This is a genomic window from Pseudomonas sp. GW821-FHT09E04, from assembly GCF_059416185.1.
Map to the genome: position 1 here is coordinate 21,757 of NZ_JBWKOR010000006.1, position 12,185 is coordinate 33,941.

At 61.2% G+C, this 12,185-nt stretch carries 10 protein-coding genes; 6 read left to right on the plus strand and 4 right to left on the minus strand.

Translation table 11 applies throughout. The annotated features are described in order from the left end of the window. Window positions 1-14 precede the first annotated feature (14 nt). The 6 genes from hisS to AC07N4_RS21835 all read left to right on the plus strand — a co-directional run bounded on the left by hisS (window position 15) and on the right by AC07N4_RS21835 (window position 6,947). A complete protein-coding gene (gene hisS / locus AC07N4_RS21810) occupies window positions 15-1,304 on the plus strand; it encodes a histidine--tRNA ligase (protein ID WP_192558927.1) in 1,290 nt (429 codons plus the stop codon). 41 nt (window positions 1,305-1,345) lie between these two features. After that, window positions 1,346-1,987 (plus strand): tetratricopeptide repeat protein, encoded by a 642-nt coding sequence (locus AC07N4_RS21815; RefSeq protein ID WP_096818595.1) that lies wholly within the window; start codon window positions 1,346-1,348, stop codon window positions 1,985-1,987. Beyond that, complete coding sequence (gene bamB / locus AC07N4_RS21820; RefSeq protein ID WP_096818592.1) at window positions 1,980-3,131, plus strand: outer membrane protein assembly factor BamB; 1,152 nt, start codon at window positions 1,980-1,982, stop codon at window positions 3,129-3,131. Before AC07N4_RS21815 ends, bamB begins: the two co-directional genes overlap by 8 nt. 260 nt (window positions 3,132-3,391) lie before the next feature. Next, the gene (gene der / locus AC07N4_RS21825; protein ID WP_096818590.1) at window positions 3,392-4,864 is read left to right on the plus strand and encodes a ribosome biogenesis GTPase Der; all 1,473 of its coding nucleotides are present in this window, start codon (window positions 3,392-3,394) and stop codon (window positions 4,862-4,864) included. Window positions 4,865-5,019: 155 nt separating this feature from the next. After that, on the plus strand, window positions 5,020-6,168 hold the full coding sequence (locus AC07N4_RS21830) for a pyridoxal phosphate-dependent aminotransferase (protein ID WP_096818588.1): 1,149 nt from the start codon (window positions 5,020-5,022) through the stop codon (window positions 6,166-6,168). Further along, window positions 6,156-6,947 (plus strand): amidohydrolase, encoded by a 792-nt coding sequence (locus AC07N4_RS21835; protein WP_064383905.1) that lies wholly within the window; start codon window positions 6,156-6,158, stop codon window positions 6,945-6,947. The genes AC07N4_RS21830 and AC07N4_RS21835 overlap by 13 nt, the downstream gene beginning before the upstream one ends. Before the next feature lie 109 nt (window positions 6,948-7,056). Here AC07N4_RS21835 and leuA read toward each other — a convergent pair whose 3' ends face one another. From leuA to AC07N4_RS21855, 4 genes are all read right to left on the minus strand, one after another. Further along, window positions 7,057-8,736, minus strand: coding sequence for a 2-isopropylmalate synthase (gene leuA, locus AC07N4_RS21840; RefSeq protein WP_096818584.1), 1,680 nt, complete (start codon window positions 8,734-8,736; stop codon window positions 7,057-7,059). 343 nt (window positions 8,737-9,079) lie between these two features. Next, entirely contained in the window at window positions 9,080-9,901 is an 822-nt protein-coding gene (locus AC07N4_RS21845) for a peptidoglycan DD-metalloendopeptidase family protein (protein WP_493066056.1), read from the minus strand. 3 nt (window positions 9,902-9,904) lie between these two features. After that, window positions 9,905-11,284 (minus strand): exodeoxyribonuclease VII large subunit, encoded by a 1,380-nt coding sequence (gene xseA / locus AC07N4_RS21850; protein WP_493066055.1) that lies wholly within the window; start codon window positions 11,282-11,284, stop codon window positions 9,905-9,907. A gap of 10 nt (window positions 11,285-11,294) precedes the next feature. Beyond that, a complete protein-coding gene (locus AC07N4_RS21855) occupies window positions 11,295-12,182 on the minus strand; it encodes a LysR family transcriptional regulator (protein WP_493066054.1) in 888 nt (295 codons plus the stop codon). Window positions 12,183-12,185: the final 3 nt, after the last annotated feature.

Sequence of the window (12,185 nt, forward strand, 5' to 3'; positions counted from 1 at the left end):
ATTAAGGAATTTCTGTGAGCAAGTCTCTGCAAGCCATTCGTGGCATGAACGACATCCTGCCGGAACAGACGCCGGTATGGCGCTACTTCGAAGGTACTGTTTCGCGTTTGCTGGATAACTACGGTTACAAGCAGATCCGCATGCCGATCGTCGAGTTCACCGAGCTGTTCAAGCGCTCGATCGGTGAAGTGACCGACATCGTCGAAAAAGAGATGTACACCTTCGACGACCGCAACGGCGACTCCCTGACCCTGCGTCCGGAAGGCACCGCCGCGTGCGTGCGTGCCGTGCTCGAACACGGCATCACTGGCGGTGGCCAGGTGCAGAAACTCTGGTACATCGGCCCGATGTTCCGTCACGAGCGTCCGCAGAAAGGCCGTTATCGCCAGTTCCACCAGATCGGTCTGGAAGTCTTCAATCTCGACGGTCCGGACATCGACGCCGAACTGATCGTGCTGACCTGGCGCCTGTGGGGCGAGCTGGGTATCCGCGATGCGGTCAAGCTTGAACTCAACAGCCTGGGCACCAGCGAGTCCCGTGGCCGTTATCGTGAAGCGCTGGTCGAGTATCTCTCGGCGCACCACGACAAACTGGACGAAGACAGCCAGCGTCGCCTGAAGACCAACCCACTGCGCGTGCTCGACACCAAGAACGCCGACACGCAGGCGGTACTGGTCGATGCGCCGAAGATGGCCGACTACCTGGATGACGAATCCCGTGCCCACTTCGAAGGCCTGAAGGCCCGCCTGGATGCCGTCGGCATTCCTTACGTGCTCAACCCTAAACTGGTACGCGGCCTCGATTACTACAGCAAAACCGTATTCGAATGGGTCACCGACAAGCTCGGTGCCCAGGGCACCGTGTGCGCGGGCGGCCGTTACGACGGTCTGGTCGAGCAGATGGGCGGCAAGCCGACCCCGGGCGTCGGTTTCGCCATGGGTATCGAGCGTCTGGTGCTGCTGCTGGAAACCCTGGAGCAGATTCCGGAAGAAATCTCCCGTCAGGTCGACGTCTATCTCTGCGCCTTCGGGGAAGAAGCAGAGCTGGCCGGTCTGGCCCTGGCCGAGCGTGTACGCGACCAACTGCCCAACCTGCGCCTGCAAGTCAATGCCGGCGCCGGCAGCTTCAAGAGCCAGTTCAAGAAAGCCGACAAGAGCGGTGCGCTGTACGCACTGATCCTCGGTGACGACGAAATGGCCCAGCAAGTGGTAGGTTTCAAACCCCTGCGTGGCCAGGGCGAACAACAAAGCATTGCCTGGGATGCGCTCGCTGCACACCTGGCCACCTGCGTCGTGCAGGGTTGAAGCTGTCTAAACAGCCGATTTAGCGATTAAGGAGTATTGGGGTGTCGAGTACCGAAGACGAACAGTTGGCGGATTTGAAGGACTGGTGGACACGTAACGGCAAACCTCTGGTCACTGGCGGCCTGTTGGCGCTGGTCATCGTGTTCGGCTGGCAGGCTTTTCACAAGTATCAGAGCAACCAGTCGCAAGGCGCCTCGGTGCTCTATCAGCAATTGCTGGAAACCACGCTGACCCCGGATGGCAAGCCTGACGCCGCACGCGTTGCGGATCTGGCCGGCAAGCTCAACAGCGAATTCGGCGGGACTGCCTACGCGCAGTACGGCAGCCTGTTCGTGGCCAAGGTAGCGGTCGACAGCGGCAAGCTGGACGACGCGGCGACCGAGCTGAAAACCATCGTTGCCAAGCCGGCCAACGCCGCACTGGGCGAAATCGCCCGTCAGCGTCTGGCGCAGGTGCTGGGTGCACAGAACAAGGCTGATGAGGCTCTGAAACTGCTTGAAGGCGATGCCGACAAGTCGTTCCTGGCCACTCGCGAAGAACTCAAGGGCGACCTGCTGGTACAGCTGGGCCGCACTGATGAAGCGAACACGGCGTATCAAAAAGCCAAGGCGGCACTGTCGGATGAAGCGGCGGTCGGTGGCCTTCAAATCAAGCTGGACGACCTGGCCAAAGGGGATGCGTGACGTGATCCGTTGGAAGCATGCAGCATTGCTGGCTCTGGCCCTTCTGGCCGCGGGTTGCAGCAGCAACAGCAAAAAAGAACTGCCACCGGCCGAACTGACCGATTTCAAGGAAGAAGTGGTTCTGCACAAGCAGTGGAGCCGCTCGATCGGTGACGGTCAGGGCGAAACCTACAACATGCTGGTGCCGGCAATCGATGGTGACACCATCTACGCGGCCGACGTTACCGGCATCGTGATGGCCATGGATCGCAGCAACGGCGACGTGAAGTGGAAAAAGGAACTTGACCTGCCTGTCTCCGGCGCCGTTGGCGTGGGTTACGGTCTGGTGCTGGTCGGCACGCTGCGAGGCGAAGTCATTGCACTCGACACCATCAACGGTGAAGAGAAATGGCGTGCTCGCGTGACCAGTGAAGTGCTGGCGCCACCTGCCAACAACGGTGACATCGTGGTCGTGCAGACCCAGGACGATCGTCTGATCGGTCTGGATGCCTCCACCGGTCAACAGCGTTGGGTGTACGACAGCACGCCAGCCGTGCTGACTCTGCGAGGCACCAGTGCACCGCTCGTGACCAACCGCCTCGCGGTGGCTGGCCTGTCGACCGGTAAAGTGATTGCTCTGGACATTTCCAACGGCGTGCCGGTCTGGGAACAACGGATCGCGATTCCACAAGGTCGTTCGGAACTGGAGCGCGTGGTCGATATCGACGGCGGTCTGCTGCTGTCCGGCGGCACGCTGTACGTTGCCAGCTATCAGGGTCGCGTTGCGGCACTGGACCTGGAAAGCGGTCGTCAACTGTGGCAGCGCGACGCGTCGAGCTACGCCGGTATCGCCCAGGGTTTCGGCAACGTCTACGTGAGCCTGTCTTCGGGCACCGTTGAAGGCGTCGACGAGCGTTCGACCACTGCACTGTGGACCAACGATTCGCTGGCCCGTCGTCAACTGTCGGCACCGGAAGTGTTCTCCAGCTACGTTGCAGTCGGTGACCTGGAAGGTTACCTGCATCTGCTGAGTCAGGTGGACGGTCGTTTCGTCGGCCGTGAGCGCATCGACAGCGACGGCCTGCGTGCCCGTCCGCTGGTGGTGGGTGACACGATTTATGTGTATGGCAACAGCGGCAAACTGGAAGCCCTGACCATCAAGTAACAATTCACTAAAGGAGCCGAGCGAAGATCAGGCAAGGCAAAAATCAGCGAGGGAGCGGAGTTGACTTTAGTCAATGAGCATCCCGAGCTGATTTTTAACGCCGCATGATCGAGTGCAGGCCCTTTAGCTATGCTTGGGGTTAACCCCCCAGGCGGCCCCGGATTTTCGGGGCTTGCAGCGCTTTTTGGCGTTGCCCCGAGCACCAGCCGCTGCCTCGCAGCGGCTTTTGTATTTTCTGAAATAACGAAGTGGAGAGCCGCATGGTTCCCGTAATCGCCCTGGTGGGCCGACCGAACGTCGGCAAGTCCACCTTGTTCAACCGCCTGACCAGGACTCGCGACGCCATCGTCGGCGACTTGTCCGGTCTGACCCGTGATCGCCAGTACGGTGAGGCCAAGTGGCAAGGGCGTTCCTACATTCTGATCGACACCGGCGGTATCTCCGGTGACGAACATGGTATGGACGAAAAAATGGCCGAGCAGTCGCTGCTGGCCATTGAAGAAGCGGATGTCGTTCTGTTCCTGGTAGATGCCAAGGCCGGTTTCACCGCCGCCGACCAGATGATCGCCGAACACTTGCGCAAACGTAACAAGCGTTCCCACGTGGTCGCCAACAAGGTCGACAACATCGACCCGGAAATGGCCCGCGCCGAATTCGCCCCGCTGGGCATGGGCCACGCGATCCCGATCGCTGGCGCCCACGGTCGCGGCATCACTCAATTGCTGGAAGCCGCCCTGAGCGATTTCCCGCGCGATGATGACGAACCGGCGGAAGGCGAAGAGGAAGAGATCGTTGCCGAAGGTGAGGAAGCCAAGCGCATTCCTGGCCCGAGCGAAAAAGACGGCATCAAGATCGCCATCATCGGTCGTCCTAACGTTGGCAAGTCGACGCTGGTCAACCGCATGCTCGGTGAAGACCGGGTAATCGTCTATGACCAACCCGGCACCACCCGCGACAGTATCTACATCCCGTTCGAGCGTAACGACGAGAAGTACACGCTGATTGACACCGCCGGTGTGCGCAAGCGCGGCAAGATCCACGAAGAAGTCGAAAAGTTCTCCGTGGTCAAAACCCTGCAGGCGATCAAAGACGCCAACGTGGTGATCTTCGTGATGGACGCCCGCGAAGGCGTGGTCGATCACGACCTCAACCTGCTGGGCTTCGCCCTTGAAGCCGGTCGTGCGCTGGTGATCGCGATCAACAAGTGGGACGGCATGACGCCGAGCGAGCGCGACTTCGTGAAGATCGAGCTGCAACGTCGCTTGTTCTTCGTCGAGTTCGCCGACATCCACTTCATCTCGGCACTGCACGGTACCGGCGTGGGCAACCTCTACGCTTCGGTGCAGAACTCGTTCAAGTCTGCGGTCACCCGCTGGCCGACCAGCCGCCTGACGCAGATCCTCGAAGACGCAGTCAGCGAGCACCAGCCGCCGATGGTCAACAGCCGCCGGATCAAGCTGCGTTACGCTCACCTGGGTGGCGCGAACCCGCCGATCATCGTGATCCACGGCAACCAGATCGAGAAAGTGCCGAAGTCCTACGTGCGCTATCTGGAAAACACTTACCGCCGTGTGCTCAAACTGGTCGGTACGCCGATCCGTATCGAGTTCAAGGGTGGCGAGAACCCGTACGAAGGCAACAAGAACACGCTGACCGACCGCCAGGTCAACAAGAAGCGTCGTTTGATGTCGCACAACAAGAAGGCCAGCAAGAAGCGCCGCGACAAGAAGTAAGGTCGCTGCCCGTTGATCGTTTCCATGCACAGCACAGGAACGATCATCGAGAGAGAAGGGGCGCCGTTTGGCGCCCTTTTTTTATGGGCGCCGGATGGGCTATCCTCGGGCTCTCCCGCGCCGTCGTCAGTGCCGGGGCAGAGCAGGGAACCCCGATGATTACCAGCAAGCTGCCGAATGTCGGCATCACTATTTTCACGCAGATGTCTCAGCTCGCGGCACAGACCGGAGCCATCAACCTGTCCCAGGGTTTTCCCGATTTCGACGGCCCGCAGTCGCTGCGCGATGCGGTCGGTCGGCACATTGCCAGTGGCCATAACCAGTATTCGCCGATGACCGGCCTGCCGGCGTTGCGTCAGCAGATCGCGGCCAAAATCGCTCGCAGCTATGGCGCCAACGTCGATGCCGACACTGAAGTGACCGTGACCCCCGGTGCGACCCAGGCGATCTTCTGTGCGATCCAGGCGGTTATCCACAGCGGCGACGAAGTCATCGTGTTCGACCCGGCTTATGACAGCTATGAGCCGTCGGTGGAACTGGCCGGCGGGCGCTGCGTGCATGTGCAGTTGGGCCTGAATGATTTCTCCATCGACTTCGACAAACTCAGTGCAGCCCTGAGCCCGCGCACGCGGATGATCATCCTCAACACCCCGCACAACCCGAGCGGCGCGCTGATCAGTCGCGCCGAGCTCGACCAGTTGGCGGCGTTGATCCGCGACCGCGACATCTATGTGATCAGCGACGAAGTGTACGAACACCTGGTGTTCGACGGTGTGCCGCACGTCAGTGTGCTGGCTCATGAAGAGCTGTATCAGCGGGCGTTCGTGGTCAGTTCGTTCGGCAAGACCTATCACGTCACTGGCTGGAAAACCGGCTACGTCGTGGCACCTCCGGCCCTGACAGCCGAGCTGCGCAAAGTGCACCAGTACGTCAGCTTCTGTGGTGTGACGCCGCTGCAGTACGCTCTGGCCGATTACATGGCCGAGCATCCGGAACACGTCGAAGAACTGCCGGGTTTCTATCAGGCCAAGCGTGATCTGTTCTGCGATTTGCTGGAGCCTTCGCGATTCAGCTTCACCCGGGTCACCGGCACCTATTTCCAACTGGTCGACTACTCGCAGATCCGTCCTGACTTGAACGATGTCGAGATGGCGATGTGGATGACCCGCGAGCATGGCGTCGCCAGTATCCCGGTGTCGGTGTTCTACCAGAATCCACCCGAAGGCCAGCGCCTGGTGCGTCTGTGCTTTGCCAAACGCGAGGAGACGCTGCGGGAAGCGGCGGCAAAACTATGCGTGATCTGAGTGCGTTACCCGATCTCAATCTGGCGCTGATCCAGACCAGCCTGGCCTGGCATGATCGTCAGGCCAACCTTGAGCATTTCGACGCTTTGCTGGAGCAGGCGCGGGGTGCGGATCTGATTATCCTGCCGGAAATGTTCACCACCGGCTTCTCCATGGAATCCGAAACCCTGGCCGAAGCCGAAAACGGCCCGACCAGCAAATGGCTGCGGGCTCAGGCGGCGAAACTGAATGCCGTGGTCACTGGCAGCGTGATCATCCAGGCCGCCGACGGCAGCCACCGCAACCGCTTGCTGTGGGCGCGACCGGACGGCGAAGTACTGCATTACGACAAGCGCCACCTGTTCCGCATGGCCGGCGAGCACAATCACTACACCCCCGGCGAACGCCAGGTGCAGTTCGAACTCAAGGGCTGGCGGGTGCGTCCGTTGATCTGCTACGACTTGCGCTTCCCGGTGTGGAGCCGCGATGCGCAAGACACCGACCTGCTGCTGTACACCGCCAACTGGCCGGGTGCACGGCGTCAGCACTGGAACCGTCTGCTGCCGGCCCGGGCCATTGAAAACCTGTGCTATGTGGCGGCGGTTAACCGGGTGGGAACCGATGGCAAGGGTTTCGCGTATACCGGCGACAGTCAGGTGCTGGATTTCCAGGGCGAGACCTTGCTCGCGGCAGGAGAGGCTGACGGGGTGTTCAAAGTGGTTCTGGAAGCGGCTTCGCTGGCGGCTTACCGCGAGCGGTTCCCGGCGAATCTTGACGCGGACACCTTCGAGTTCACCTGACAATCACGACGCGTCTGATCGTTCCCACGCGGAGCGTGGGAACGATCAGCTAGAAAGTAAAAAGGCCCCGAGGTGCGAACCCCGGGGCCTTTTGCATTGAAGCGGTCAATTACGCCGCTTTCGCTTCCGGCTGGCTCAGCGAGCGGTTCAGCGCGCTGAACAGGGCCTTGAAGCTGGCCGTGGTGATGTTTTCATCGATGCCCACGCCGTGTACCGCACGCTCGCCGTTCACACGCAATTCGATGTACGCCGCAGCCTTGGCGTTGGTGCCCGCGCCGATGGCGTGTTCGTTGTAGTCCATGATCTCCACCGGAATCGGCAGACCGGCCACCAGCGCTTCCAGCGCGCCGTTGCCCTTGCCGCGCCAGTGCAGGTTGGTTTCGCCCTGACCCTTGCTCGCGACTTCGACTTCGACGGCGCTGTTGCCGTTTTCTTCCTGCAGGCGATGGCTGACCAGCGCGTACGGAGTGTTGGCTTGCAGGTATTCGCTGATCAACAGCGAGTGAATCTGCTTGGCAGTCATCTCCAGGCCCAGGCGATCGGTTTCACGCTGCACGACCTGGCTGAATTCGATCTGCATGCGACGTGGCAGGCTGATGCCATATTCCTGCTCCAGCAGGTAGGCGATGCCGCCCTTGCCCGACTGGCTGTTGACGCGGATTACCGCCTCGTAGCTGCGACCGATGTCGGCCGGGTCGATCGGCAGGTATGGTACTTCCCACAGTGCGTCGGATTTCTGCTGGGCGAAGCCCTTGCGGATTGCGTCCTGGTGAGAACCAGAAAATGCGGTGTGCACCAGGTCGCCGACGTACGGGTGACGCGGGTGAACCTGAATCTGGTTGCACTCTTCGACGACTTTGCGCACGCCGTCGATGTCGGAGAAGTCCAGTTGCGGGTCGAGGCCCTGGGTGTACATGTTCAGTGCGACGGTGACGAGGTCGACGTTACCGGTACGCTCGCCGTTGCCGAACAGGCAGCCTTCGACACGGTCGGCGCCAGCCATCAGGCCCAACTCGGTGGCGGCCACGCCAGTGCCACGGTCGTTGTGGGTGTGCAGGCTGATGATCACGCTGTCACGACGGTTGATGTTGCGGTGGAACCACTCGATCTGGTCGGCGTAGACGTTCGGGGTCGCGCATTCAACGGTGGCCGGCAGGTTGAGGATGATCTTGTGCTCAGGTGTCGGGTTCCAGACCTCGATCACGGCGTCACAGACTTCCTTGGCGAATTCCAGCTCGGTGGCGCTGAAGGTTTCCGGCGAGTATTCGAAGGTCCACTCGGTGTCCGGCTGCATGGCTGCGTATTTGACGAACAGCTTGGCGGCGTTCACGGCGATGGCCTTGATCCCGTCCTTGTCCTGGTTGAACACGATGCGACGGAAAGAAGGGGAGGTGGCGTTGTACAGGTGAACAATCGCCTTTTTCGCCCCGCGCAGGGATTCGAAGGTGCGCTCGATCAGGTCTTCACGGCCCTGGGTCAACACCTGGATGGTAGTGTCGTCCGGGATGTGGCCTTCTTCGATCAAGGTACGCACGAAGTCGAAGTCGGTTTGCGAAGCGGCCGGGAACGAGGCTTCGATTTCCTTCACGCCCACTTGCACCAGAGTTTTCCAGAAGCGCAGCTTTTTCACCGCGTCCATCGGCTCGATCAGCGACTGGTTGCCGTCACGCAGGTCGGAGCTGCACCAGATCGGCGCGGCATCGATGGTTTTCGACGGCCAGGTGCGATCCGGCAGGTTGATTACAGGAAACGCGCGGTATTTCGAAGACGGGTCTTTGAGCATGCTCATCGGGAAATTCCTTATTGTCTGGGCCGAAAAGAGGCGGCCTGCCGGTGGAACGAATGTTCGGGGAGAAGCTTGGGACGAGGCGCAGCGATTCAGCCCGGCAGTCGTGCGCTGACGAGGCACAGGCTGCGGTGCTGGCGAAGCTGAATAAGGGTGTGAGAGGTTTTCATGCCTTCAACCCTAACCGCGGGGGATGAGGATGGCAAGCAGTCGAAAAAAATTGAGAGGAATACCCGGAAAGCGGTTTTTTCCGAGATTTTATTCTTGATATGGCGGTATTTGTTGGCGGGGATTGCGCAGACCATTCGTCGTGCGCAATCCCCGCGGGAGTAGGCTCAGCCCGGAATCAAGGCTGGAATGCACCAATGAAAATCGCCGGATCGACCCGCGCGTCGTTCAGGCTGACGTTCCAGTGCATGTGCGGCCCTGTCGCCCGACCTGTGGCACCCACCTTGCCGACTACCGCACCGCGCGCCAGTTGCTGACCGTTCTGCACATCGATCTTCGACATGTGGCAGAACATGCTGATGAAGCCCTGGCCGTGGTCGACGAACACGGTGTTGCCATTGAAGAAGTAATTGCCGATCAGGATCACCTTGCCCGCCGCCGGGGTCTTGATCGGTGTGCCGGCCGGCACCGCGAAGTCGAGGCCGGCGTGAGGGTTGCGTTCTTCACCGTTGAAGAAACGGCGCACGCCAAACTTGCTCGACAGCGGCCCGTTGACCGGTTTGTCGAGCAGCAGGTTGCTCGGCGTATTCGGGCTGAAACTGCGGTAGGCCTTGATCTGTTCGGCCAGTTCGCCCTCGATGCGCTTCAGGTTGGCCGGGTTCGGATTGACCTGCTGAGTGTTCTTCAGGGTGATGTGCTGTTCCGGGTATTTCTTGTTGCCGACGCTGAAGTTCAGGTTTCGGCCGCCGCTGCTGATCTGCTGGATGCCGGGTTTGACGGTCAGCGGTACGCCGACAATCGCCAGCCAGTTGTTCTGTTCCTTGACCACCAGCACCGGTTTGCCCTGATACGTGGCTTTCGGCGCTTGCGCGGCAGTGCCCAGATCGACGACAGCAACGCCGCCCGGTACCGGTTTGTTCAGCAGCCGGGTGATGTAGCTGTCGGCGTGGGCGTTGAAGGTCAGGCACAGCAACAACAGCGGAGCGAGAAAACGCGGCATGGATCAGTCCAGTAAAGAGAGGGTGACGGGCGTCAGGTGATTGTCCTCGACGCGCACTTGCAGTTCGCCTTCGCCCAGTCTGGCCTTCAGGCGCTGGCCGGTGTGGGTTTGCGCCGCGTCGCGGATCGCATTGCCACGCTCGTCGAGCAGAATGCTGTAGCCACGGCCAAGCGTCGCCAGCGGGCTGACCACATGCAGGGTCTGCATCTGGCTTTGCAACTGTAAACGGCGCCGTTTCAGGCCTTCGTTCATTGCGCGTGGCAAGCGCTCGGCGAGGCTGTCGAGACGCTGGCGCAACAGGGCCAGTTGCCGCCCCGGATGTTGCCCGGCGAGGCGGGTTTCCAGGCGGATCAGGCGTTCGCGGCGGGTGTTGAGCTGGCGCTCGAACGCCCGGCGCATGCGCATGTCCAGGTCATCCAGGCGTTGTGCCTGCTGGCGCAGTCGCTCGCCGGGATGGCGCAGACGACGGGCCATGCCCTCAAGACGCAGACGATCACGCATCAATCGATCGCGCATGCGCATCACCAGCCGACGATGCAGGCTTTCGACCTGGCGGATCAGGTGGCTGGAATCCGGGGCGAGCAATTCGGCCGCCGCAGAGGGCGTCGGTGCGCGCACGTCAGCCACAAAGTCGCTGATCGACACATCGGTTTCATGCCCGACCGCACTGACGATCGGCGTCACACAGGCATCCACTGCCCGGGCCACGGCCTCTTCGTTGAAGCACCAGAGATCCTCCAGCGAGCCGCCGCCACGGGCAAGAATCAGCGCGTCGAAGCCACGGGCATCTGCGAGTTTCAGGGCGCGGACGATCTGCGCGGTGGCTTCGCGGCCCTGAACGGCGGTGGGAATCAGCGTCAGTTGCACCTGCGGCGCACGGCGGCGGAACACGCTGATGATGTCGCGGATCACCGCGCCGGTCGGCGAACTGATGATACCGATGCGCTGCGGGTGCGCCGGCAGCGGCACCTTGCGCTCGGCACTGAACAGGCCTTCGGCGCTGAGCTTTTCCTTCAAGGCATCGAAGGCCAGACGCAGGGCACCGTCACCGGCAGGCTCCACGGTGTCGAGGATCAACTGATAGTCGCCACGCCCTTCGAACAGCGAGACCTTGCCGCGTACCTTGACCGCCAGACCATCCTTCAGCGCCTGACGCACGCGAGCAGCATTCTGGCGGAACAGCGCACAACGCACCTGGGCGCCGCTGTCCTTGAGCGTGAAGTACACGTGGCCGGACGCCGGGCGGGCGAGGTTGGAAATTTCGCCTTCGACCCAGATGTTGCTGAACACGTCTTCGAGCAACACCCGCGCGCGGCCGTTGAGCTGGCTGACGGTCAGGACTTCGCGGTCCAGGCCGAGTCTTGCAAAGGGATCTTTAATCATGGGGCGCAGTTTAAAGGCTTTCGCCGGTGAATGTCTGGAGGAAGTGTTGCACTAAAGGTGTGGGATTCTGCCGAAAGGCGAGGGCGACGGTGCTCTGGCAATCGCCGGTCAGTGGCAGAAATCTCACACCGGCGGGCGCGATTTCCTGCATCGATTCCGGCAGCAGAGCGATGCCGAAACCGGCCTGGATCAATTGCAACTGTGTGGTCTTGCGCGACATCACTCGCGCAGCCTGAGGGAAAAAACCGTGACGCATGCACAGGTCCGCGCACAAATAACTCAGTCCGCCGCGCTGCGGGTGCGGGATGGATATGAATGCTTCGTCCTTCAATTGCGCCAGATCGACTGCCTCCGCCAAAGCCAGTCGATGCTCCGCCGGCACGGCAAGCAGCAAGCGTTCGGTGTAGAGCGGCACAACCTGAACGCCCTCGCGCTGACGCAAAACCGGCAGGCGTAGAAGGCCGATATCGAGCCGGCCCTCGGCCAGTTCTTCAAGCTGCGCCTCCGAAGACAACGTGCCGATGTCCAGCGAAACCCCGGGCTGTTGCTCCAGGTAACTGCTCATGTCGCGCAACAGTCGGCCGCTGATTGGTACGGTGCTGGAGTGAGACAGGCGCAAGGTGCCACGCTGGCCCTGGCCGATTTCCGTGGCCAGGGTGCTGGCCTTGTTCAATTCGTTGAGCAGATTTTTCGCCCGGGGCAAGAACGCTTCGCCGGCGGCGGTGAGCCGGGGCTGGCGCGCCGTGCGTTCGAACAGCGGCGTCTGCAGGCGGGTTTCCATGTCCTTGATCTGCCGGCTCAGTGCCGACTGGGCGATGAACAACCGTTCGGCTGCGGCACTGAAGCTGCCGCTCTCGGCGATTTCCACGAAGTAACGCAATTGACGGGTTGAAAGCACGAG